The organism is Streptomyces sp. enrichment culture, from assembly GCF_964273145.1.
GTDB lineage: Bacteria > Actinomycetota > Actinomycetes > Streptomycetales > Streptomycetaceae > Streptomyces.
The window spans coordinates 1,140,750-1,162,296 of sequence record NZ_OZ186873.1 but is presented as its reverse complement, the minus strand read 5'-3'; the positions used below and the strand labels follow the sequence as shown (position 1 = coordinate 1,162,296).

General features: G+C 73.7%; 23 protein-coding genes and 1 tRNA gene. 9 read left to right on the top strand and 15 right to left on the bottom strand.

Translation table 11 applies throughout. From position 1 onward, the window contains the following. Nucleotides 1-35 precede the first annotated feature (35 nt). A complete protein-coding gene (locus ACSU6Z_RS05315; protein ID WP_437043342.1) occupies nt 36-680 on the top strand; it encodes a TetR/AcrR family transcriptional regulator in 645 nt (214 codons plus the stop codon). Nucleotides 681-720: 40 nt separating this feature from the next. Here the strand turns inward: ACSU6Z_RS05315 and ACSU6Z_RS05310 are convergent, their stop codons facing one another. Then, entirely contained in the window at nt 721-1,182 is a 462-nt protein-coding gene (locus ACSU6Z_RS05310) for a MaoC family dehydratase (protein WP_437043340.1), read from the bottom strand. Between the two features lie 152 nt (nt 1,183-1,334). On the opposite strand from ACSU6Z_RS05310, the gene soxR reads away from it, so the two are divergent. Next, nucleotides 1,335-1,829 carry a redox-sensitive transcriptional activator SoxR gene (gene soxR, locus ACSU6Z_RS05305; protein WP_437043338.1) on the top strand — a complete coding sequence of 165 codons (495 nt, stop codon included), beginning with the start codon at nt 1,335-1,337 and terminating at the stop codon, nt 1,827-1,829. A gap of 261 nt (nt 1,830-2,090) precedes the next feature. Here the strand turns inward: soxR and ACSU6Z_RS05300 are convergent, their stop codons facing one another. Beyond that, nucleotides 2,091-2,822 (bottom strand): 3-keto-5-aminohexanoate cleavage protein, encoded by a 732-nt coding sequence (locus tag ACSU6Z_RS05300; RefSeq protein WP_437043336.1) that lies wholly within the window; start codon nt 2,820-2,822, stop codon nt 2,091-2,093. Nucleotides 2,823-2,982: 160 nt separating this feature from the next. Beyond that, nucleotides 2,983-3,585 (bottom strand): hypothetical protein, encoded by a 603-nt coding sequence (locus ACSU6Z_RS05295; protein WP_437043334.1) that lies wholly within the window; start codon nt 3,583-3,585, stop codon nt 2,983-2,985. Between the two features lie 538 nt (nt 3,586-4,123). Between ACSU6Z_RS05295 and ACSU6Z_RS05290 the strand changes: the two genes are divergently transcribed. Continuing rightward, on the top strand, nt 4,124-4,381 hold the full coding sequence (locus tag ACSU6Z_RS05290) for a hypothetical protein (protein WP_437043333.1): 258 nt from the start codon (nt 4,124-4,126) through the stop codon (nt 4,379-4,381). Between the two features lie 49 nt (nt 4,382-4,430). On the opposite strand, the gene ACSU6Z_RS05285 is transcribed toward ACSU6Z_RS05290, so the two are convergent. Further along, a complete protein-coding gene (locus ACSU6Z_RS05285; RefSeq protein ID WP_437043331.1) occupies nt 4,431-5,675 on the bottom strand; it encodes an exo-beta-N-acetylmuramidase NamZ family protein in 1,245 nt (414 codons plus the stop codon). 214 nt (nt 5,676-5,889) lie between these two features. Between ACSU6Z_RS05285 and ACSU6Z_RS05280 the strand changes: the two genes are divergently transcribed. The 3 genes from ACSU6Z_RS05280 (at nt 5,890) to ACSU6Z_RS05270 (ending at nt 9,123) form a co-directional block, all read left to right on the top strand. Next, nucleotides 5,890-6,660, top strand: coding sequence for an SDR family oxidoreductase (locus ACSU6Z_RS05280; RefSeq protein WP_437043329.1), 771 nt, complete (start codon nt 5,890-5,892; stop codon nt 6,658-6,660). Next, entirely contained in the window at nt 6,657-8,321 is a 1,665-nt protein-coding gene (locus tag ACSU6Z_RS05275) for a class I adenylate-forming enzyme family protein (protein WP_437043327.1), read from the top strand. Before ACSU6Z_RS05280 ends, ACSU6Z_RS05275 begins: the two co-directional genes overlap by 4 nt. A gap of 208 nt (nt 8,322-8,529) precedes the next feature. Continuing rightward, entirely contained in the window at nt 8,530-9,123 is a 594-nt protein-coding gene (locus ACSU6Z_RS05270) for a TetR/AcrR family transcriptional regulator (RefSeq protein WP_437043325.1), read from the top strand. Here the strand turns inward: ACSU6Z_RS05270 and ACSU6Z_RS05265 are convergent. The 7 genes from ACSU6Z_RS05265 to ACSU6Z_RS05235 form a co-directional block, all read right to left on the bottom strand. Beyond that, nucleotides 9,062-9,982 (bottom strand): LysR family transcriptional regulator, encoded by a 921-nt coding sequence (locus ACSU6Z_RS05265; RefSeq protein ID WP_437043323.1) that lies wholly within the window; start codon nt 9,980-9,982, stop codon nt 9,062-9,064. The genes ACSU6Z_RS05270 and ACSU6Z_RS05265 overlap by 62 nt on opposite strands. Nucleotides 9,983-10,187: 205 nt before the next feature. Further along, nucleotides 10,188-11,405 carry an acyl-CoA dehydrogenase family protein gene (locus ACSU6Z_RS05260; RefSeq protein WP_437043321.1) on the bottom strand — a complete coding sequence of 406 codons (1,218 nt, stop codon included), beginning with the start codon at nt 11,403-11,405 and terminating at the stop codon, nt 10,188-10,190. Between the two features lie 4 nt (nt 11,406-11,409). Further along, on the bottom strand, nt 11,410-12,444 hold the full coding sequence (locus ACSU6Z_RS05255; protein WP_437043319.1) for a phosphotransferase family protein: 1,035 nt from the start codon (nt 12,442-12,444) through the stop codon (nt 11,410-11,412). A 243-nt stretch (nt 12,445-12,687) separates the two neighbouring features. Then, a complete protein-coding gene (locus tag ACSU6Z_RS05250) occupies nt 12,688-13,020 on the bottom strand; it encodes a DUF202 domain-containing protein (RefSeq protein WP_437043317.1) in 333 nt (110 codons plus the stop codon). Continuing rightward, nucleotides 13,017-13,409 (bottom strand): YidH family protein, encoded by a 393-nt coding sequence (locus ACSU6Z_RS05245; protein WP_437043315.1) that lies wholly within the window; start codon nt 13,407-13,409, stop codon nt 13,017-13,019. The genes ACSU6Z_RS05250 and ACSU6Z_RS05245 overlap by 4 nt, the downstream gene beginning before the upstream one ends. Nucleotides 13,410-13,490: 81 nt before the next feature. Further along, nucleotides 13,491-14,000: an NUDIX hydrolase gene (locus ACSU6Z_RS05240; RefSeq protein ID WP_437043313.1), complete on the bottom strand. Its 510-nt coding sequence runs from the start codon at nt 13,998-14,000 to the stop codon at nt 13,491-13,493. Nucleotides 14,001-14,032: 32 nt separating this feature from the next. Next, on the bottom strand, nt 14,033-14,926 hold the full coding sequence (locus ACSU6Z_RS05235; RefSeq protein ID WP_437043311.1) for a DMT family transporter: 894 nt from the start codon (nt 14,924-14,926) through the stop codon (nt 14,033-14,035). Between the two features lie 319 nt (nt 14,927-15,245). On the opposite strand from ACSU6Z_RS05235, the gene ACSU6Z_RS05230 reads away from it, so the two are divergent. After that, a complete protein-coding gene (locus tag ACSU6Z_RS05230; RefSeq protein ID WP_437043309.1) occupies nt 15,246-16,196 on the top strand; it encodes a hypothetical protein in 951 nt (316 codons plus the stop codon). A 301-nt stretch (nt 16,197-16,497) separates the two neighbouring features. On the opposite strand, the gene ACSU6Z_RS05225 is transcribed toward ACSU6Z_RS05230, so the two are convergent. Both ACSU6Z_RS05225 and ACSU6Z_RS05220 read right to left on the bottom strand, forming a co-directional pair. Continuing rightward, entirely contained in the window at nt 16,498-17,895 is a 1,398-nt protein-coding gene (locus ACSU6Z_RS05225; protein ID WP_437043307.1) for a gluconate:H+ symporter, read from the bottom strand. An 83-nt stretch (nt 17,896-17,978) separates the two neighbouring features. Then, nucleotides 17,979-18,506 carry a gluconokinase gene (locus ACSU6Z_RS05220; protein WP_437043305.1) on the bottom strand — a complete coding sequence of 176 codons (528 nt, stop codon included), beginning with the start codon at nt 18,504-18,506 and terminating at the stop codon, nt 17,979-17,981. A 137-nt stretch (nt 18,507-18,643) separates the two neighbouring features. On the opposite strand from ACSU6Z_RS05220, the gene ACSU6Z_RS05215 reads away from it, so the two are divergent. Then, the gene (locus ACSU6Z_RS05215) at nt 18,644-19,345 is read left to right on the top strand and encodes a FadR/GntR family transcriptional regulator (RefSeq protein WP_437043302.1); all 702 of its coding nucleotides are present in this window, start codon (nt 18,644-18,646) and stop codon (nt 19,343-19,345) included. Between the two features lie 39 nt (nt 19,346-19,384). Here ACSU6Z_RS05215 and ACSU6Z_RS05210 read toward each other — a convergent pair whose 3' ends face one another. Then, nucleotides 19,385-19,756: a YchJ family protein gene (locus ACSU6Z_RS05210; protein ID WP_437043300.1), complete on the bottom strand. Its 372-nt coding sequence runs from the start codon at nt 19,754-19,756 to the stop codon at nt 19,385-19,387. A gap of 71 nt (nt 19,757-19,827) precedes the next feature. Further along, nucleotides 19,828-19,915 (bottom strand) — tRNA-Leu (locus tag ACSU6Z_RS05205). A 198-nt stretch (nt 19,916-20,113) separates the two neighbouring features. On the opposite strand from ACSU6Z_RS05205, the gene ACSU6Z_RS05200 reads away from it, so the two are divergent. Further along, nucleotides 20,114-21,439, top strand: coding sequence for a M20/M25/M40 family metallo-hydrolase (locus ACSU6Z_RS05200; RefSeq protein WP_437050185.1), 1,326 nt, complete (start codon nt 20,114-20,116; stop codon nt 21,437-21,439). Nucleotides 21,440-21,547 lie beyond the last annotated feature (108 nt).

The window sequence follows — 21,547 nt, the reverse complement described above, 5'->3', positions numbered from 1 at the left end:
TGGAGCTCCTGTCACCGAGAGGGGCGTAGCGAGCGATGAGTACGGCGCAGGAGACGGCGGGCGGCGACACCGAGCCGTGGGGCGAGGTCACCCCGGACGCGGCCCGGCGGCTGCTGGTCGCCGCCGTGGAGGCCTTCGCCGAGCGCGGCTACCACGCGACGACGACCCGCGACATCGCGGGCCGCGCCGGGATGAGCCCGGCCGCGCTCTACATCCACTACAAGACCAAGGAAGAGCTGCTCCACCGCATCAGCCGGATCGGCCACGACAAGGCGCTGGACATCCTGCGCACGGCCGCCCGCGGCGAGGGCGGCGCCGCCGAGCGGCTCGCCGACGCGGTGAGCTCCTTCGTCCGCTGGCACGCGGGGCGGCGCACCACCGCGCGCGTGGTCCAGTACGAACTGGACGCGCTCGGGCCGGACGCCCGCGCCGAGATCCTCGCGCTGCGCCGCCAGGTCGACGCCGAGGTGCGGGGCATCATCGAGGACGGTGTGGCGTCGGGCGAGTTCGACGTGGCGGACGTGCGGGGCACCACGCTCGCCGTGCTGTCGCTGTGCATCGACGTCGCCCGCTGGTTCAACGTCAACGGCCCCCGGACGCCCGACGAGGTCGGCGCGCTCTACGCCGACCTCGTGCTGCGGATGGTGGGGGCGAAGCGGCCCGGGACCGCTCGGGGGTAGCGTCCGGCGCCGCCGGCCGGGTGGTGCCCGGTGCCGCCGCTCAGAGGTAGTAGCGCGAGACGGACTCCGCCACGCACACCGGCTTCTCGCCGCCCTCGCGCTCCACGGTGAAGGCGACGGTCACCTGGACGCCGCCCTGCACGTCGTCCACCCCCGTGATCGTCGCGGTGGCGCGCAGCCGCGAGCCGACCGGCACGGGGGAAGGGAAACGGACCTTGTTGGTGCCGTAGTTGACGCCCATCTTCACGCCCTCGACCCGGATCAGCTGCGGTCCGAAGAGCGGCAGCAGGGAGAGGGTCAGGTAGCCGTGGGCGATGGTGGTCCCGAAGGGGCCCTGGGCGGCCCTCTCCGGGTCGACGTGGATCCACTGGTGGTCACCGGTCGCCTCCGCGAACAGGTCGATCCGCTTCTGGTCGACCTCCAGCCAGTCGGTGTGCCCCAGCCGCTCGCCCACCGCCGCCCTCAGGTCGTCGGCGGAGGTGAAGATCCTCGGCTCTGCCATGTCCCGGCCTCCCGCGTCGCAGGGTCGTGATGCCCTGGGTTGTGGTGCTCGTGTCGGTCTCGCGCCGCCTACTCTAAGCGACTGCTTAGCATGCTCCGGTCGTACGGGCGGTGTCAACGGAAGGGGAGGGGGGAGTCGGTAGGGTTCGAAGAGTGCCCCAGATTCCAGAGAAGATCCACGAGCTCACGGTCGGCCAGCTCGCCGCGCGCAGCGGCGCCGCCGTCTCCGCCCTGCACTTCTACGAGTCCAAGGGTCTGATCACCAGCCGCCGCACCACGGGCAACCAGCGCCGCTACAGCCGTGACACCCTGCGCCGGGTCGCCTTCATCCGTGCCTCGCAGCGGGTCGGCATACCGCTCGCCACCATCCGCGAGGTGCTCGCCGAGCTGCCCGAGGAGCGCACGCCCACCCGGGAGGACTGGGCCCGCCTCTCCGAGATCTGGCGTTCCGAACTGGACCAGCGCATCCAGCAGTTGAACCGGCTGCGCGACCACCTCACCGACTGCATCGGCTGCGGCTGCCTGTCCCTGGACACCTGCGTGCTGTCCAACCCGGGCGACGTCTTCGGCGAACGGGGCGCCGGCTCCCGCCTGATGGTGGAACGGACCGGTGCCGCCGCCCGCAAGCGCGGCGGATCCGGCGCCTGAACGGCCGGGCGCGTCACGGCCGGTGCGCGGGGTCCGCCGCGCGCCCGGTCACCCGGGCGCCCGTACGCCCGGGCGGCCCCGTCGCGCCCCGCCGCGCGGTTCCGGCCCGCGGACGGCCGTGAGGGATGGGCCGGCGCCGGATCGTGGCGCGCGGTTCCCGCGCCGGCGCGGCGCGTTTCCGGGCGTGCGCGGACGGGGGCCGGGCGGTGGTGCGAGGGGGCCGGTGCGAGCGGCACACCGGCGAACGGGGTGAACGGCGCGTCAGCGCCGGCGTCCACGTGCGGAGCGCCACTCGGTCAGACCCGCCGCGACCAGCCGCGCGTTCGACTCCGCCCGCCGGCCGTCGGGCAGGAGAAGCGTGTCCTCCAGGCCGATGCGGGTCGCCAGGCCCCGTCTCCCCGCCAGCCGCAGCACCGGCCAGGCACCGCCGTCCTCGCCGTGCAGCAGGACGGGACGCCCGTGCGCGGTGCCGATCTCGGCCAGCAGTGCCCGCGCGGACGCCTCCGCGGTCGCCGGGACGGTGTCCGTGACCTCCGCGAGCACGCGCAGCACTCGGGGACCGAGCGCAGAGGCCGCGAAGCGGGCCGCGCCGTCCGTGCCGGACCAGATGCCGGCCTCCACGCCGATCCCGCGCTCGATCAGGGCGGCGGCGAGTTCCTCGGCCCCCGGCTCGTGCCAGTTGACCGAGGCGTGGTCGGGCAGGACGGTCCACGCCCGGACACGCTCCAGCCGCGCCGCCGGGTCCGGTGCCGCCCAGGCGCCCGTGGTCACGCCGACCGGCACCCGCACCCGCGCCCGTATCGCCTCCAGCGTCGCCGCGACCACGCGAGGCGACAGACTGTCCTTCCCGCACGGGGTCTTGGGATGGACGTGGACGTCCGTGGCGCCGGCCGCCACGGCCTCGGCCGCCGACTCGGCCATCGCCTCCGGCGACAGCGGCACCCGCACGCCGTCGGCGGCCGTCCGGCCGCCGTTGAGACACACCTGCACCATGCCTTCGAGGATGCCGGACCGCACCGGCGACCGGGCCCGCGGCGGACCTCGGCGCCCGTGCCCCGGACGCACGGCCGCCTCCCGCAGGGGCGCGGCGTCCCGGCGCGCCCCTGCGGGCGTCCGCGGGCCGCGCCCCGTCGCGCACGCCGCCGGCCATCGCTCAGGCCGGCACCAACTGCCGTCCCCGCCTGGCGTCCGCCAGCGCCTCGGGGGTGAGGACGGGCCGCGGGACCAGGATGCCGCAGTCCGCGCAGACCGGTCCCGCCGAGGGCTCGTGCGCCAGGCCGTACCTCCACACGAGCCGCTCGCCCTCGCACACCGGGCAGACCGCCCCCGGTTCGCGCCGCAGGGCCGCGATCAGCCGGCGCAGTACCTCGGCCAGCGGCTCACGGGGATGGACCCGCGGGTCGTCGCACCACGCCACGCCGAAGCCGCCCCAGGTCAGCCGGTGCCAGTCGTCCACGCTGCCCGGCCTGCGCAACCCGTCGTGCTTCTCCCTCTTGCGGCGCCTGGCGAACTCCACCTCGTAGGCCAGCCAGACCGTTCGCGCCTCCTCCAGCTCGTCCATCGCGGCCACCAGCCGCGCCGGATCCGGTGACCTGTCCTCCGGATCGAACCCCCACCGGGAGCACAAGTGGTCCCAGGTCGCCCTGTGCCCGTAAGGGGCGAACCGCTCAAGGCACTTGCGCAGCGAGTAGCGCCGCAGCGCCAGATCACACCGTGGATCGCGGACCTGTCTTGCCAGACTCCGGAAACCGGCCATCGCCCTGCACCTCCGTCACACTTGCACCTGTGTATTCCGGTCATGCGGCGTCGTCGTACGGACGTCGCCGAGTAGACGTGTCGACACGCGATTCGGCTCCATCCGTTTTCCGATGGCCCCCATAAGCCGGCCGAGGTGCCCGCGCGCCGGCCGACGCGAACCGTGTGCCTGTTGTACTGACTCCGAAAAGTGACGCATGCTCATCTTCGATCTCGGGGGTACCGGCGGTAGCGTCCGGCGCACCCTGCCGGGAGGAGCCGCCATGCCGCGACGCACGCCGCGCACCACCCCCGACGGACTGAGAACTCCTCGCGGAATCCCCGGGTTCCTGAAGGCCGCGTCGGTATGCGTCCCGACGGCCGCTCCTGTGTCACCGCTTTCCCCGGCGGTGGCGACGGACACGGGGGGAACGGCGAAAACGGCAAAAACCGCGGAAACGGCGTTCACCAGCGGCCTGCCGGTCGGCGAGCCCCGTCCGCCGCGCACGGCCCGGCCGGCGCGCACGGCGGCAGCGCCTTCCGGTACGGCTGGTGGGGCCATGCCGACCAGGACATCGGGGCGGTGCCCGGCGAACCGGTGCGGGTCCCGCCGGGACGTGCTGCTCGGCACCGCGAAGGAGGCGGCGGCGAAGACGGCCGCCCAGGTCTACCCCGGCGACGATTGCCGCGCGGCCGGGAACCGGTGGTGCGCCGGCCCGATCGTCCGCCGTGCCCCGGGCGGCACCGGACACGACGGGACCGGCTGGCGGAACCGGACGACCCGCCGGCAGGCCGTCGGGCTCACCTCCCGCCGCTGACCGCGCGCCGGGCGGGCGCCGGCGCCCCGGCGCCCGCCCGGCACCGCGCTCACCGGTACAGCAGGTACTGCGCCCGCACCCGCCGGAACGCCGCCAGCTCCTCCTGCCAGGCGCCCACCACCGCGTCGGTGTCCGCCCCCGCGTCGATCATCGTGCGCACGCGCGCGGAGCCGGTCAGCTTGTCGATCCAGTGGTCCGGCCGCCAGGCGAAGCCGTCCCACGCGCGCTTCGCGGTCACCAGCAGCGCGATCCCGGTGCGCACGGGATCGAACGCCGCCCGGTCGTGCACATGGAGCTGCACACCCCCGACGGTCCTCCCCTGGAACTTGGAGAAGACCGGCGCGAAGTACGCCTCCCGGAACCGCACGCCGGGCAGGCGCAGCTCGTTCACCGCCCGTGCCCACCGGCCGTCGATCCCCTCCGCGCCCAGCAGTTCGAACGGCCGGGTCGTGCCCCGCCCCTCGGACAGGTTCGTGCCCTCGAACAGGCAGGTCCCCGGGTACACCAGCGCGGTGTCGGGCGTCGGCATGTTCGGGCTCGGCGGCACCCAGGGAAGCCCCGAGGCGTCGTGGAAGTCCGACCGCTTCCACCCCGACATGCGCACGGTCCGAAGCGGTACCGGCGCCGCGAGGAACTCCCCGTTGAACAGCCGCGCCAGCTCCGCGACCGTCATGCCGTGCGCCTGTGCGATCGGCTGCCGCCCGACGAAGGTCGCGAACTCCTTGTGCAGCACCGGGCCCAGCGCCGCCCGCCCGCTCACCGGGTTGGGCCGGTCCAGGACCACGAACCGCTTGCCCGCCAGCCGCGCCGCCTCCATGCAGTCGTACAGGGTCCAGATGTAGGTGTAGAAGCGGGCGCCCACGTCCTGGATGTCGAAGACGACGGTGTCCACGCCGGACGCGGTGAAGACGTCCGCGAGCGGCTGCCCGCTCTTGAGGTACGTGTCGTAGACGGGCAGACCGGTGGCCGGGTCGTCGTGACGGCCCTCGGAACCGCCCGCCTGCGCGGTGCCGCGGAAACCGTGCTCGGGGCCGAAGACGGCGACCAGGTCGACGCGGTCGTCGGCGTGCATCACGTCGACGATGTGCCGCGTTCCCCCGTCGGTGACCCCGGTCGGATTGGTGACGACGCCGACCCGCTGCCCCTCCAGTAGGGCGTAGCCGTCGGCGGCCAGCCGCTCGAAACCGGTGCGCAGCCGCTTGCCGCCCGCGGGGGCCGCCTGGGCGGTACCGGTTCCGGTGCCGGCCGCCACCGCGGCCGTGGTGGCGAGCAGGGTCCGTCTGGACAGCTTCATGCGGTGACCTCCGGGAGCGCGGCGGCTGACATGCCCACGCACGCTAGCGCCCGACCGGGCCGCGCGGAACGAGGCCGACCGCGCCACACCGCGGGAGACGTCGCCCGACCTCCACGGGGAACCCCGTGGCGGACACCCCTTCCCCCTTACATACCGACTGGTTAGTCTGTCGTGGCAGCAGAGCCGATGACTCGCGTCGCGTCGAAGGAGACCGATGGTGGAAGCCGTGCAGGATGCCGGAGTGGTCGTCACCGGGGCGGGAGGCGGCATCGGCGCCGCGCTGGCCCGCCGCTTCGCCGCCGAGGGCGCCCGGGTGGTCGTCAACGACCTGGACGCGCGGAGGGCCGAGGCCGTCGCCGACGAGATCGGCGGCATCGCGGTCCCCGGCGACGCCTCGGCGATCGTCGACGAGGCCCGCGCGGCGCTCGGCGGCACCGTCGACGTCTACTGCGCCAACGCCGGTGTCGCCGGCGGCGGTTCGGAGGCGGCCGGCGAGGCCGTCTGGGCGCTCGCCTGGGACGTCAACGTCATGGCCCACGTCCGCGCGGCCCACCGGCTGCTCCCGCACTGGCTGGAGCGCGGCGGCGGCCGGTTCGTCTCCACCGTCTCCGCCGCCGGGCTGCTCACCATGATCGGCGCCGCCCCCTACAGCGTCACCAAGCACGGCGCCCACGCCTTCGCCGAGTGGCTGTCCCTGACGTACCGCCACCGCGGCGTGAAGGTCCACGCCATCTGCCCGCAGGGCGTGCGCACCGACATGCTCACCGCCAGCGGCAGCGCGGGGGAACTGGTGCTCCGGCCGACCGCGATCGACCCCGAGGACGTGGCGGACGCCCTGTTCCGGGGCATCGAGGAGGACCGCTTCCTGATCCTGCCGCACCCCGAGGTCGCCGCGTACTACCGCGCCCGCGCCGCCGAGCCCGAACGCTGGCTGCGCGGCATGAACCGGCTCCAGCGGCAGTGGGAGGAGGCGAGTGCCCGATGACCGCCTCCCGTTACGCCGCCAAGCCCTGGCTGGCCCTCCTCACCGACGCGCAGAAGGCCCCCGTCAGCCCCGCCGACTCGCTCGTGCACGCCCTGCGCCGGGCCGTCGCCGAGGCTCCCGACCGCACCTTCCTCGCCTACTTCGACGGCCGTCTGAGCTACCGCGAGACGGACGAGCTGAGCGACTCCGTCGCCGGGCACCTCGCCGCCCGCGGCCTGCGGCGCGGCGACCGGGTCGCCGTCCTGCTCCAGAACTCCCCGCACTTCGTGCTCGCCGTCCTCGGCGCCTGGAAGGCGGGCGCGGTCGTCGTCCCCGTCAACCCCATGTACAAGTCGGGGGAGGTGGGCCACGTCCTGCGCGACGGCGAGGTGTCGGCGCTGATCTGCTCCGACCGGGCCTGGGAGTCGTACCTGCGCGAGACGGCCGCCGGCACCCCGGTGCGGACCGTGCTCACCGCCTGCGAGCTGGACTTCCAGACGCGCGCCGACGCGCGCGTGCTCACCTTCGAACGGCTCCCGCGGGCCGCCGACGCCGACGACCTGACCGCCGTCGCCCGCGCGGGCCGGCCCGCCCCCGAGGACCGCGCGCCGGGTCCGGACGACATCGCCCTCATCAGCTACACCTCCGGTACCAGCGGCACCCCCAAGGGCGCCACCAACACCCACCGCAACATCATGTACAACGCCGAGCGGCAGCGGACCGGGCTCGCCCTGCCCGAGGCCCCGGTCTACTTCGCCCTCGCCCCCCTGTTCCACATCACCGGCATGGTCTGCCAGTTCGGCGCCTGCCTGAACAGCGCGGGCACCCTCGTCCTCGCCTACCGCTTCGAGGCCGGCGTCGTCCTGGACGCCTTCGCCGAGCACCGCCCCCACTACACGGTCGGCCCCTCCACCGCCTTCATGGCGCTGGCCGCCCACCCGTCCGCCACCCGCGAGCACTTCGCGTCCTTCGCCGCCATCTCCTCCGGCGGCGCCCCGCTGCCGCCCGCCCTGGTGGAGAGGTTCCGGGCCGGCTTCGGGCCGTACATCCGCAACGGCTACGGCCTCACCGAGTGCACCGCCCCCTGCGCCTCCGTCCCGCCCCACCTGGAGGCGCCCGTCGATCCGGCGTCGGGGACCCTCGCCGTCGGCCTGCCCGGCCCGGAGACCGTCGTGCGGATCGTCGACGACCAGGGGCGGGAGGTGCCCTTCGGGGAGCAGGGCGAGATCGTCGTCGGCGGGCCGCAGGTCGTGCCCGGCTACTGGCGCCGCCCCGACGCCACCGCCGAGACCTTCCCCGGCGGCGAACTGCGCACCGGCGACATCGGCTTCATGGACGAGCGGGGCTGGCTCTACGTCGTCGACCGCAAGAAGGACATGATCAACGCCTCCGGCTTCAAGGTCTGGCCGCGCGAGGTCGAGGACGTGCTCCACACCCATCCGGCGGTGCGCGAGGCCGCCGTCGTCGGCGTGCCCGACGGGTACCGGGGCGAGACCGTCAAGGCGTACATCAGCCTGCGCCCGGGCGCCGAGGCGGACCCCGGCGAGCTCGCCGCGTACTGCAAGGAGAGACTGGCCGCCTACAAGTACCCGCGCCAGGTGGAGATCCTGCCCGACCTGCCGAAGACGGCGAGTGGGAAGATCCTCCGTCGGGAACTGCGTTCCCGGTCGTACGGCGACTAGGGTCTTTCGTTTGGGATCAGGTCGGATCAGGGAGCGGGACCCGGTGCCGTGCATCGCAAGGCGGAGGAGGGCGCCATGGCGGAGCCATGGCAACCGACGACAACGCGGCGGGGCACGGCACCAGGCCCCGCGAGCCCGGCATGATCCGAACGAGAGGCCCTAGCAGCGCGAACCAGCAGCGGAACGGACAGGAAGGCAGGTGGCGGCAGTGCCCAGGACGACGGACGGTGACGGGACACCGGTGCCGCAGCGGCTCCTGGCCGCCGCCACCCGGCTCTTCGCCGAGCAGGGCTACGACCGCACCTCGGTGCAGGAGATCGTCGAGGCGGCCGGCGTCACCAAGGGGGCGCTCTACCACTACTTCGGCTCCAAGGACGACCTCCTGCACGAGGTGTACGCGCGCGTGCTGCGCCTCCAGCAGGAACGCCTGGACACCTTCGCGGACGCCGACGAGCCGGTGGAGAAGCGGCTGCGGGACGCGGCGGCCGACGTCGTGGTCACCACCATCGAGAACCTCGACGACGCGTCGATCTTCTTCCGCTCCATGCACCACCTCAGCCCCGAGAAGAACAAGCAGGTACGCGCCGAGCGCCGCCGCTACCACGAGCGCTTCCGCGCGCTGGTCGAGGAGGGCCAGCGGACCGGCGTCTTCTCCGCGGCGACCCCCGCCGACCTCGTGGTGGACTACCACTTCGGCTCCGTCCACCACCTGTCCACCTGGTACCGCCCCGACGGCCCGCTCACCCCGCGGGAAGTGGCCGACCACCTGGCGGACCTGCTGCTGCGGGCCCTGCGCCCGTGAGGTGATCGAGCAGGGCCGCCGCCGCGGGATTGCGCGGCCGCGGCCCGCGCCCGGCCAGGACGACCGTGCGGGCCGGCTCCGGCTGCCGGACCTCCACGCACGGCAGCCCCGCCCGCTCGCCGATCCGCCGCGGCACGAACGCCACCCCGATCCCGGCGCGCACCAGATCCACCAGCAGCCCGATCTGGGTGACGTCACAGGTGATGCGGCGCTCCAGGCCGCAGTGGGCGGCCAGGCGCCGCACCGCCGTCTCCAGGCCGGTGCCCGCGCGGAAGTCGACGAACGGCTCCTCGGCGAGGTCCCTGACGAGGGTCCGGCCCGCCCCGGCCAGCGGGTGGCCCGGCGCGGTGATCAGTACCAGTTCCTCGTGCCAGGCGGCGTACGCGGTCAGCCCCTCGGGCAGCTCCCGCGCGTCCGGCGCGAGATACGCCAGGTCCAGCTCGCCCGCGCGCAGCTCCTCGGTCAGCTCGCCGACCGGCGCGTCCCGCACGGAGACCTGGACGCCGGGGAACCGGCGGTGGAACGCGGCCAGCTCGGCGGGCAGGTCCACGCAGGTCAGCGTCTGGATGGTGCCGATGGCCACCCGGCCCGCGGCCAGGTCCGCCACGGCCGCGACCGCGTCCCGCGCGGCCTGGGCACCGGCCAGCAGCGCACGGGCCTGCGGCAGCAGCGCACGGCCCGCCTCCGTGAGCACCACCCGGCGGCCCGTGCGGTCGAACAGGTCGGCGCCCAGCTCCCGCTCCAGATTCCGGATCGAGGTGCTGAGCGCCGACTGGACGATGAGTTCGGCACGGGCGGCGGCGGTGAAGCCGCCCTCGGTGACGACCGCCATGAAGTGGCGGAGCTGGCGCAACTCCATCCATCTACTCTAGAGATGGTCCCCAGCGAAATCATCTGTTGGACCGCTGGACGGGCCGCGGTCCACGCTGGACGCATGAACCGCAGACCACCGCGCGTGCACCGCAGGCCACCGCTCCGGCTCCGCCTCGTCTCCTTCGTCCGCGCACTGGCCCGCGCGGACCACCACTACTCCGGCGGCTACTGAGCCCGCCGAGCCACGGGGGCTACGGGAGGTGCTTCCTCAGCTCCCGCCGCGCCAGTGACCGCTGGTGCACCTCGTCCGGGCCGTCGGCGAGCATCAGCGTGCGGGCCCCGGCGTACAGCTCGGCCAGCGGGAAGTCCTGGCTGACACCGCCCGCGCCGTGCAGCTGGATCGCCCGGTCCAGGATGCCCACCACCGTGCGCGGCGTGGCGATCTTGATGGCCTGGATCTCGGTGTGGGCGCCCTTGTTGCCGACGGTGTCCATCATCCAGGCCGTCTTCAGCACCAGCAGGCGCAGCTGCTCGACCGCCACCCGCGCGTCCGCGATCCAGTTCTGCACCACGCCCTGCTGCGCCAGCGCCTTGCCGAACGCGGTACGGGACACCGCCCGCCGGCACATCAGCTCGATCGCCCGCTCGGCCATGCCGATCAGCCGCATGCAGTGGTGGATGCGGCCGGGGCCCAGCCGGGCCTGGGCGATGGCGAAGCCGCCGCCCTCCTCGCCGATCAGGTTCGACACCGGCACGCGCGCGTGGTCGAAGACCACCTCGGCGTGGCCGCCGTGCCAGTGGTCCTCGTACCCGAAGACCTGCATCGCCCGCCGGACGGTGACGCCGGGGGTGTCGCGTGGGACCAGGACCATGGACTGCTGGCGGCGGATGTCGGCCCCGTCCGGGTCCGTCTTGCCCATCACGATGAAGATCTTGCAGTCCGGGTTCATCGCGCCGGAGATGTACCACTTGCGGCCGGTGACGACGTACTCGTCGCCGTCCCGTTCGATGCGCGTGGTGATGTTCGTGGCGTCGGAGGAGGCCACCTCGGGCTCGGTCATCGCGAACGCGGAGCGGATCTCCCCGTTCAGCAGCGGCTGGAGCCACTGCTTCTTCTGCCGCTCGTCGCCGAACTGGGCGAGGACCTCCATGTTGCCGGTGTCCGGCGCGGCGCAGTTCGTCGCGGTCGGCGCGAGCTGCGGGCTGCGGCCGGTGATCTCCGCGAGCGGCGCGTACTGGAGGTTGGTCAGGCCGGCGCCGTGCTCGGCGTCGGGGAGGAAGAGGTTCCACAGGCCCTGGCGGCGGGCCTCGGCCTTCAGCTCCTCGACGACCGGCGGGGTGTCCCAGGGCGACGCCAGCCGTGTCCGCTGCTCGTGGGCGACGGCCTCGGCCGGGTGGACGTGCTCGTCCATGAAGGCGAGGAGCCTGGCGCGCAGTTCCTCGGTGCGCGCGTCGAACGCGAAGTCCATGCGATCAGCCCTCCTGGAGGCCCTGGTGAAGAGTGGTCAGGCCGTGCTCGATGAAGACGGGGACGAGGTCGCCGATGCGGTCGAAGCCGCGGCCCACGGTCTGGCCCCGCGTGTAGCGGTAGTGGATGCCCTCCAGGATCACGGCCAGCTTGAACCAGGCGAACGCCGTGTACCAGGAGACGGCCCGGACATCCCGTCCCGAGCGCGCGGCGTACCGCTCGATCAGCTCGGTGGGGGACGGGTGCCCGGGGGCCTCGGCGGTGGTGGAGACGGGGGAGTCGGGCAGGCCGAGCGGCGAGCTGTACATCACCAGCAGGCCCAGGTCGGTCAGCGGATCGCCGAGCGTCGACATCTCCCAGTCGAGGATCGCCGTGATCCGGTCGTCCGCGCCGATCAGCACGTTGTCCAGCCGGTAGTCGCCGTGCACCACGGCCGGGGCGGGGGAGCGGGGCAGCTCCCGGCCGAGCGTGGCGTGCAGCTCGTCGATGCCGGGCAGGTCGCGCGTGCGGGAGGCGGCCAGCTGCTTGGCCCAGCGGCGCAGCTGCCGGTCCAGGAAGCCCTCCGGGCGGCCGAAGTCCGCCAGGCCCGCCTCGGCGGGGTCCACGGCGTGCAGCCCGACGAGCGTGTCCACCAGGTTCAGCACGGTGTCCCGGGTGCGGTCCGGACCGAGCGGGGCGAGCTGGGCGGCCGTGCGGTACGGGGTGCCCTCGACGAACTGCATGACGTAGAAGGGCGCCCCGATCACCTCCTCGTCCTCGCACAGCAGCACCGGGCGCGGCACCGGCACGTCCGTCGGGTGCAGAGCGCTGATCACCCGGTGTTCGCGCCGCATGTCGTGCGCGGTGGCCAGGACGTGGCCGAGTGGCGGGCGCCGCACCACCCACCTCGCCGTGCCGTCGGAGACCGCGTACGTGAGGTTGGAGCGCCCGCCCTCGATCAGCCGGCCGGACAGCGGGCCGCCCACCAGACCGGGACGCTCGCGGTCGAGCAGGCCGCGCAGCCGGTCGAGGTCGAGTCCGGGCGAGTGGTCGGGGCTCATCGTCGCTCCTACGGGTCCTGCCGGGCCTGCGGGGGTCCGCGGCGGGTGGACGGTACTCGCTCATGATGCCGACCGGTCGGTATGCCGTCCAGTGCCCGGACGGAACGTGATCGGCGCCACGACCGGACGGCAGCCCCCGGCCGGGGCGGCGGAGAACTGCCGGACGGGGGAGGGGCCGCTGCCGGTGGCCGTCCCGGTGGCCCCGGTGTTCGTCGGGACGTCGGCCCGGAGCACTCGGGGCGCTCAGGGCACTCGGAGCACGAGGACCGCCCCGCACACGGCCGTCGCCACCGTGCCCAGGGCCGCGGCGGTGGCGTGCGCCGGGGGGAGCGCCGGGGGGCCCGCCGCCGACGCGAGGGCGCGGATGCGGTGGTGGGCGAGGACGAGGAAGGCCGGCCAGAGGACGCAGCACAGGACGGCGGCGACGACCGCGGCGGGTGAGGCGTCGGCGTGCAGGGCGGTCCTGGCGGCGAGGACGGCGGCCGCGGTGGCCGACAGGGTCGTACGGCGCCAGGCGAGGCGGGTGCGCTCGGGCTGGAGACCGGGGTCGCGGTCCGGGGCGGCCGCGGGCGTCACCCCTCCCACCCGAGGAGGACCACGGCGACCATGGCGACGGCCACGACGGCGATCACGACGCCGAGCAGGACCGGGAACCGCGACACCGGCAGGTCCTCGCCCCGGCGCATGGCGCGCTCGCAGCGGACCCAGTGGTTGACCGCGCGCAGGGCGCACAGCGCACCGGCGGCGAGCAGCGACAGGGCGAGGCCGACGCGCCAGCCCCAGCGCAGGCCCGGCAGGAACTGGTCGACGGCGAAGCCGCCGCCGACCAGTGCGAGCGCGGTGCGCAGCCAGGCCAGGAAGGTGCGCTCGTTCGCCAGCGAGAAACGGTAGTCGGGCGTGCTGCCCTCGCGGCGGATCTCCCCGGGCGCGAACCACAGCCGGACGGTCCGTGCGAATTCGATCACGTTCACGACCCTATCGGCTGGGGCGGGTGCCGGGGTTCCTCTCCGCCCGGAGGGACCGGGGAGGCGTGACCGGCCCACCCGTCATCCCCGGTACGCCCGCAGCCTCTCGTACGCCGCCCGTCCGTCCGGCACCCACTCCCACTGGTCCAGCCTGCGCTCGACCTCCTCCTCGGGGAGGAAGTCGTACCAGGCCACCTCTTCGGCCTGCGGCCGCACCGGCGCCTCGCAGCGGACCTCGTACACCGCCGACCACCAGCTCCGCCCGGCGCCGTCGTCGTACAGGAAGGTGAACAGGTGCGCGGGCCGCGGCAGCCCGGACACGCCCAGTTCCTCCTCGGCCTCGCGCAGAGCCGCCTCGTCGTAGGACTCGCCCGCGCCCACCACACCGCCGACGAACATGTCGTACAGGGAGGGGAAGACCAGCTTGGTCGCGGTGCGGCGGTGGACGAAGACGCGGCCTCGGGCGTCCCGGGCCAGGACGAAGACGCAGCGGTGGCGCAGACCGCGCGCGTACACCTCGCCGCGCGGGGCCCGCCCGACGACCCGGTCGTTGTCGTCGACGATGTCGAGGATCTCGTCGGCAGCGTTCATGGGTCCATCCAAGCAGGGGCCCGCGGCGGTGGTCAGCGGGGCTGGAGGTCCCGCGCCGGCCGCCGGTGTGCCGTCCCCCGGGGCATCGCCGGGTGCAGGCCCAGCAGGACGATGCCGGTGACGACGGCCGCCAGCCCGCATGCCTCCCAGGTGAGGGCGTCCGCGTCGGTGCGCAGCCGGTCGCCGAGGAAGCCGACCCCGCAGGCGATGCCGGCGAGCGGCTGGGCCGCGGTCAGCGCGGGCAGCGACATGCGCAGGGGCGCGGTCTCGAACGCGCTCTGCACGAGGATCATCGCGGTGACGCCGATGAGCAGGACGGCGTACGGCTGCCAGGAGGCCAGCAGATGGGCCGGGCCCCCGGCCGAGAAGCGGTCGCCGCTGACCCGGGTCAGGGCGTCCTGGACGCCGTACAGCAGGCCGGCCGCCAGGGCCAGCAGGACCGGGGCGGAGGCCGTGCGCGAGCGCTTGGCGCAGGCCGTGAGGAGCAGGGCGAGTCCCGTCGTCGGGCCGATGATCAGCCAGTGCCGGAGCGGGTCGGTCGCCGCGGTCCCGCCGCGCGGCTCACCCGCCACGACGAACGCGGTCACGCCGCCCGCGAGCAGGACGAGACCCGCCCAGCCCTGCCGGCCCAGCGGCTGTCGGGTGCGCCGGCGGGAGAGCGCGAGCGCGAAGAGCAGGTTCGTCGCCAGCAGCGGTTCCACCAGGGACAGCTCGCCCCGGCCCAGCGCGGCCGCGCCCAGCGCCATGCCGGCCGCCACCAGCGCGGTGCCGCCCAGCCAGCGCGGCACCCGCATGAGGTCCAGCAGCAGGCGCGGGGAGAGGAAGTCGCCGGGCGGGGCCCGCCGGGCGGCGTCCTGCTGGAGGACGAAACCGAAGCCGAGACAGCACGCGGCGCTCAGGGCGAGGGCGGGAACCAGGACCGACACGCTGCGTACCTCGATCGTCGGGCGGGCCTCGGGTGTGCGTCGCGGGGCGGCCGGCCGCGCCGTCGCCGTGCCCGGTGGGGGTGTGACCGCAGTGTCATGGTGCGGGGGCGGAACACGTGACGCCATGACGCAGGCCACAATGGGGGCCGGACGGCGCGCTGGATATCTCAAGTACCCGTAAAGCAAGGGTAGTTGAACCGTATAACGCCATCCGGGACCTTGACGCCAAGCCTTGGCTAACGATTTGCTGTGCGTGATCGATCGGCTCCTGAGGGTTCGGTGGCCGACGCCCCGAAACAGCGCGTGAGGAAGTCCCGCGGTGCCCCCACCCCCGCCTCCCCTCGGCCGCGGCCGCGGACGCGCGGCCCAGGTCCTCGACGAGGCTCTCGACGACGCCGACCTCGTCGCCACCCGCACCGCGCTCGCCCGGGGGCGATGGCGCTCCGCCCGCTCCCTGCTCGCCCGCACCGGGGACGACTGGGACCGGCGCGGCCACCGGGTGACCGTCCTGGCCGGGGAGCCCTGCTGCGCCGCCCGGACCCGCGAGTGGCTGCTCGCCGAGCCCGAGTCCGCCGACGCCGCGGTCCTGCTCGCCCTGGCCCTGGTCCGGCGCGCCCTGCGCGGCGAGGAGGAACCCGAACGCGCCCGCGAGGCGTGCCGGAACGCCGCCGGGCGGGTCCCCGCCGATCCGACGCCCTGGCTCGGGCTGCTGATGCTGGAGTGCGAACGGGGGGAGGAGTGGGATGCCGTGCGCGCCTTCGAGGAGGTGCGCGGACGGTACGCCGACCACCACCACGCCCACCACCTGATGGTCGCCCGGCTCGCCGAACGCCGCGCCGACGCCGGCCCGGACCCGCTGCACGAGGTCTACGAGTTCGCCGCCTGGGCCGCCGAACGGGCACCCGCCGACTCTCCGCTGGCGATCCTGCCGGTGATCGCACACGCCGAGCGCTACCGCGTACTGGCCGCCACCGGGCACGAGCCCGCCGACCCGGCCGCCTCGGGCCACTGGGCGGGCCGCCGGGCCCGGCTGGTGATGAAGGCGGCCTTCGACTGGTGGCTGGAGTGGGAGCAGGACGGCCACCCGCGCCGGCTGGTCGACCTCAATTTCCTCGCCCACGCCAAGTTCTGCGAGGGGCGGAGCGCCGAGGCCGCCGCCCTGTTCCACCGCATCGGCGACCGTCCCACCTCCCAGCCCTGGTCGTATCCCGGCCGCGACGCCCGCGCCGCCTTCCGCGCCGCCCGCGCCAGTGCGCTCGGCAGGGCCTGACACCCCGCGCCCCCCGGAAGGGCGGTCCGACGACGACCGCGGGCAGGAGGAAGAGGGGGCGGCCCAGCGGGACCGTTCCACCGTCCCGCTGGGCCGCCCCTCGTGGCGGACCGGCGTGTCCGCGAGGCGCCGCCCCGGGCCCCGTCGTCGGACTCCGTCCGCCCCGTGACGCCGTGCGCCTCCCGCCGCACCGGGCCCCGGCCCGGGCGCATCCCGTACGAGGGCCGGGGGGACCCCCGGAGCACGCGCCCGGCGCCGCGGGACCGTCCTGCGGGCGGCGACGGGAGGGTGATGCCAGGCCCTAGATGATCAAGGACAACAGCAGGACCAGTGCGCCGGCCACCACGGAGATGATCGTCTCCATGAGCGACCAGGTCTTGACGGTCTGGCCCACGTTCAGGCCGAAGTACTCCTTCACCAGCCAGAAACCGGCGTCGTTGACGTGGCTGAAGAACAGCGAGCCGGCACCGATCGCCAGGACCAGCAGGGCGGCGTGCGTGGTGGACATGTCGGCCGCCAGCGGCGCCACCAGGCCGGCCGCCGAGACGGTCGCCACGGTCGCCGAACCGGTCGCGAGCCGGATCGCCACCGCGATCAGCCAGGCCAGCAGCAGTGCCGGGATCGACCAGTCGTCGGAGATCTCCAGGATCATCCGGCCCACGCCGGAGTCGACGAGCGTCTGCTTGAAACCGCCGCCCGCACCCACGATCAGCAGGACGCCCGCGATGGGCGCGAGCCCCTTCTCGACCAGCTGCGACAGGCGCTCCTTGCCGAACCCGGCGGGCACGCCCAGCGTGAACATGCCGACGATCACCGCGGCGAGCAGCGCGATCAGCGGGGAGCCGACGACGTCGAAGACGCGCTGGACCAGGTGGTCCGGGGCGTCGACGATGATGTCGACCAGCGCCTTGGCGAGCATCAGGACGACCGGCAGCAGGACGGTGGCCAGGGTGGCGCCGAAGCCGGGTCGCCGCTCCAGGGTCTCGGAGGCGCGCTGCGGGATCATGCGGTCGGAGGCGGGGACGTCCACCCAGCGGGCCGCGAACTTCGAGAACACCGGACCGGCGATGATCACCGTCGGGACGGCGACCAGCACGCCGAGCGCCAGGGTGACGCCCAGGTCGGCCTTGACCGCGTCGATCGCGACCAGCGGGCCGGGGTGCGGCGGGACCAGGCCGTGCATCACGGACAGGCCCGCGAGCGCGGGGACGCCGATGCGTATCAGGGAGAAGTTGCCGCGCCTGGCGACCATCAGCACCACCGGGATCAGCAGCACGATGCCGACCTCGAAGAACAGCGGCAGACCGACGACGGAGGCGATCAGCACCATCGCCCAGGGCATCGACCGCTTGCCCGCCTTGGCGAGGATCGTGTCCACGATCTGGTCCGCGCCGCCGGAGTCGGCGAGCATCTTGCCCAGGATCGCACCGAGGGCGATCAGGACGCCCACACCGGCGACGGTCGAACCGAGGCCGTTGGTGAAGCTGGTGATCACCTTGTCGAGCGGCGCCCCGGCGAACGCGCCGAGCGCCAGTGACCCGATGGTCAGCGCGAGAAAGGCGTGCAGCTTGAACTTGGTGATGAGCAGGACGATGACGGCGATGCCCGACAGCACGGCCACGCCCAGCTGGGCGTGGCCGGCCGAGGTGATGGGCTCGGCGGTCCCCGCTGCCAGCATCTCGACGCTGAGTCTGGTCACGGTGGTTCCCTTGAGGTGAGGGGGTTCGGGGGATGGCGGGGCCGCGGACGCCGGTGAGGGCGCGGCCCCGGGAGGCGCGGAGGTTACCGGGTGGGTTCGGGAAGGTCCCTCAGGGCCCGCGCCGCACGCTCGGTGATCTCCTCGGGGCTGCCCGCGACGTCCACGGCGACGCCCGCCTCGTCCGGCTGGAGGGGCTGGAGCGTGGCGAACTGGGAGTCGAGCAGGGCCGTCGGCATGAAGTGCCCCTGCCGGTGCGACATCCGGTCCTCGATCAGCTCGCGGCTGCCGGTGAGGTGGACGAAGACGAGACCGGGGGCCGCGGCCCGCAGCCGGTCGCGGTACGACCGCTTCAGCGCCGAACTGCTCACCACCCCGCCGAGCCCCGCCCGCCCGCGCGCCCAGGCGCCGATGGCGTCCAGCCACGGCCACCGGTCCTCGTCGGTGAGCGGGGTGCCGGCCGACATCTTGGCGATGTTGGCGGGCGGGTGGAAGTCGTCGCCCTCGGCGTAGGGGACGCCGAGCCGGGCCGCGAGCAGAGGACCGATGGTGGTCTTGCCCGTGCCCGCGACGCCCATGACCACGACGACGTGGGGGGTGCGCGGTTGATGCATCGTGCTCTCGCTGTCTGCTGTCTTCGTCGACACGTGATGTCGGGGCAACTGAAACCCATTAGGTACGACGAATTCAAGACCCTGTGACATATAAGTCTGATTTTTTGGTTCTGTGATCCACCCCGTACGCTGAGTGCATGAGCACCACGGGCCGGGGGCTGCACGGCCACGTACTGGACACCCTCGGCCCCGAGATCACGGCGGGCGAGTACCCCCCGGGCAGCGTCCTGCGTACGGACGAGCTGGCGCAGCGTTTCGAGGTGTCGCGCTCCGTGATGCGCGAGGCCGTCCGCGTCCTGGAGTCGATGCACCTGGTCGAGTCGCGCCGCCGCGTGGGTGTGACCGTCCGCCCCAAGGCCGAGTGGAACGTCTACGACCCGCAGGTCATCCGCTGGCGCCTGGCCGGCGCCGACCGCCCGCACCAGCTCCGCTCCCTGACCGTGCTCCGCTCCGCGGTCGAGCCGGTCGCCGCCGGCCTCGCGGCGCGCAACGCCACGGCGGAGCAGTGCGCGGAGCTGACCGAGTGCGCCCTCGGCATGGTCGCCAACTCACGCGGCCACCGGCTGGAGCAGTACCTCTTCCACGACGTGGCCTTCCACCGCGTGATCCTCGACGCCTCCGGCAACGAGATGTTCGCCCGCCTCGGGGACGTCGTCGCCGAGGTGCTCGCCGGCCGCACGCACCACGACGTGATGTTCCACGACCCCGCCCCCGCCGCCGTCACCCTCCATGTGAAGGTCGCGGAGGCGGTGCGCGAGGGCGACGCCGCCCGCGCGGAGGAGCTCACCCGGGAGATCACCGTGGGGGCGCTGCGGGAACTGGACGTCCTGGCCCCCTGACCCGGGGCCGCTTCGCCCCCTGCCCCGGGAGGTCCCCGTCTACTCCAGGAAATCCCCGTCGACGTACACCCAGGCCCCGTCGACCCGCTCGAACCGGCTGCGCTCGTGCAGCGCGCCGCCCCGGAACGAGGCGCGGAAGGTCACCGTCCCGGTGGTGTGGAACGCCGACCCGCCGCTCGTCTCCAGGATCTCCAGCCCGGTCCACCGCATCCCCGGGTCGAAGTCCACCCGCGCCGGGCGCGTCCGGGGGTGCCAGGTGCGCAGCAGGTACGCCTCGTCGCGTTCCACGAACGCGCTGTAGCGCGACCGCATCAGCGCCTCGGCGGTCGGCGCCGCCGCACCGGCGTGATGGCGGCCGCAGCACTTCTCGTACGCCCCGGGCAGTCCGCACGGGCAGGAACGCGTGGTCATGCCCGCCATTGTGCCCGCTCACGGCCGGCACCCGGACACGCGGAAGGCCCCTGCGACGCAGGGGCCTTCGGTGGTGTCCGAGGGGGGACTTGAACCCCCACGCCCGATAAAGGGCACTAGCACCTCAAGCTAGCGCGTCTGCCATTCCGCCACCCGGACAAGGTGTCTGTCGTTCGGGGTGTTCCCCGCGGCGACGACGTAAACATTACCAGGCTTTCGGAGTGCCCCGATCACCCCCCGTCCGGCGTGAACGGCGTGTGACGAGCCGGGACCCCTCTTGGGCGGCACCGGCGGGAGGAGGAGGATGAGGGGGACCCACCAGCAGTGACCACCAGCAGTGACAGCGGGAGGAAGCACGTGAGCGAGACGGGCACGGCCGAGGGCGTCACCGGCGAGGACGAGGTCGTGGACCTCTGCCGCGAGCTGATCCGGATCGACACCAGCAACTACGGCGACCACTCGGGTCCGGGCGAGCGCAAGGCGGCGGAGTACGTCGCCGAGAAGCTCGCCGAGGTCGGACTCGAACCGCAGATCTTCGAGTCCCATCCCGGGCGCGCCTCCACGGTGGCCCGGATCGAGGGGGAGGACCCGTCCCGGCCCGCCCTGCTCATCCACGGCCACACCGACGTCGTCCCCGCCAATGCGGACGACTGGACCCACCACCCCTTCTCCGGCGAGATCGCCGACGGCTGCGTGTGGGGGCGCGGGGCCGTCGACATGAAGGACATGGACGCGATGACGCTCGCGGTCGTCCGGGACCGGCTGCGCAGCGGGCGCAAGCCGCCCCGCGACATCGTGCTGGCGTTCCTCGCGGACGAGGAGGCGGGCGGCACGTACGGCGCCAAGCACCTGGTCCACCGGCACCCCGAGCTCTTCGAGGGCGTCAGCGAGGCGATCGGCGAGGTCGGCGGGTTCTCCTTCACCGTCAACGAGAAGCTGCGCCTGTACCTCGTCGAGACCGCCGAGAAGGGCATGCACTGGATGCGGCTCACCGTCGACGGCACGGCCGGCCACGGCTCGATGACCAACGACGACAACGCGATCACGGAGCTGTGCGACGCCGTCGCGCGGCTCGGCCGCCACACGTGGCCGGTGCGCGTCACCAAGACCGTACGGGCCTTCCTGGACGAGCTGTCCGACGCGCTCGGCACCGAACTCGACCCCGAGAACATGGACGAGACCCTCGCCAAGCTCGGCGGCATCGCCCGCATGATCGGCACCACCCTGCGCAACTCGGCGGCGCCCACCATGCTCGGCGCCGGCTACAAGGTCAACGTCATCCCCGGCCAGGCCACCGCCCACGTCGACGGGCGCTTCCTGCCCGGCTACGAGGAGGAGTTCCTCGCCGACCTCGACCGGATCCTCGGCCCGCGCGTGAAGCGCGAGGACGTGCACGCCGACAAGGCGCTGGAGACCGGCTTCGACGGCCGCCTCGTCGACGCCATGCAGAGCGCCCTGCGCGCCGAGGACCCGATCGCGCGGGCGGTGCCGTACATGCTCTCCGGCGGCACCGACGCCAAGTCCTTCGACGACCTCGGCATCCGCTGCTTCGGCTTCGCGCCGCTGAAGCTGCCGCCGGAGCTGGACTTCGCGGGCATGTTCCACGGCGTCGACGAGCGGGTGCCCGTGGAGGGGCTGAAGTTCGGCGTGCGCGTGCTCGACCGGTTCATCGACGCGTCCTGAGGGCGCCGCGTCCGGAAGTGATGCGTCCCGGTTTGCCCGCTGAAACGAGACTCCGTTATTCGATCGCGCGTACTACGCCAACTGGGAACGGGTGAATGTGCCCATCAG

Coding starts and splice junctions, on each gene's coding strand:
- ACSU6Z_RS05290 (WP_437043333.1), top strand. CDS start 4,124: ATGCCGACCAGGACATCGGGGCGGTGCCCGGCGAACCGGTGCGGGTCC.
- ACSU6Z_RS05240 (WP_437043313.1), bottom strand. CDS start 14,000: ATGAACGCTGCCGACGAGATCCTCGACATCGTCGACGACAACGACCGG.
- ACSU6Z_RS05260 (WP_437043321.1), bottom strand. CDS start 11,405: ATGGACTTCGCGTTCGACGCGCGCACCGAGGAACTGCGCGCCAGGCTC.
- ACSU6Z_RS05280 (WP_437043329.1), top strand. CDS start 5,890: ATGGTGGAAGCCGTGCAGGATGCCGGAGTGGTCGTCACCGGGGCGGGA.
- ACSU6Z_RS05210 (WP_437043300.1), bottom strand. CDS start 19,756: ATGACCACGCGTTCCTGCCCGTGCGGACTGCCCGGGGCGTACGAGAAG.
- ACSU6Z_RS05215 (WP_437043302.1), top strand. CDS start 18,644: ATGAGCACCACGGGCCGGGGGCTGCACGGCCACGTACTGGACACCCTC.
- ACSU6Z_RS05285 (WP_437043331.1), bottom strand. CDS start 5,675: ATGAAGCTGTCCAGACGGACCCTGCTCGCCACCACGGCCGCGGTGGCG.
- ACSU6Z_RS05220 (WP_437043305.1), bottom strand. CDS start 18,506: ATGCATCAACCGCGCACCCCCCACGTCGTCGTGGTCATGGGCGTCGCG.
- ACSU6Z_RS05295 (WP_437043334.1), bottom strand. CDS start 3,585: ATGGCCGGTTTCCGGAGTCTGGCAAGACAGGTCCGCGATCCACGGTGT.
- ACSU6Z_RS05315 (WP_437043342.1), top strand. CDS start 36: ATGAGTACGGCGCAGGAGACGGCGGGCGGCGACACCGAGCCGTGGGGC.
- ACSU6Z_RS05310 (WP_437043340.1), bottom strand. CDS start 1,182: ATGGCAGAGCCGAGGATCTTCACCTCCGCCGACGACCTGAGGGCGGCG.
- ACSU6Z_RS05275 (WP_437043327.1), top strand. CDS start 6,657: ATGACCGCCTCCCGTTACGCCGCCAAGCCCTGGCTGGCCCTCCTCACC.
- ACSU6Z_RS05265 (WP_437043323.1), bottom strand. CDS start 9,982: ATGGAGTTGCGCCAGCTCCGCCACTTCATGGCGGTCGTCACCGAGGGC.
- ACSU6Z_RS05300 (WP_437043336.1), bottom strand. CDS start 2,822: ATGGTGCAGGTGTGTCTCAACGGCGGCCGGACGGCCGCCGACGGCGTG.
- ACSU6Z_RS05255 (WP_437043319.1), bottom strand. CDS start 12,444: ATGAGCCCCGACCACTCGCCCGGACTCGACCTCGACCGGCTGCGCGGC.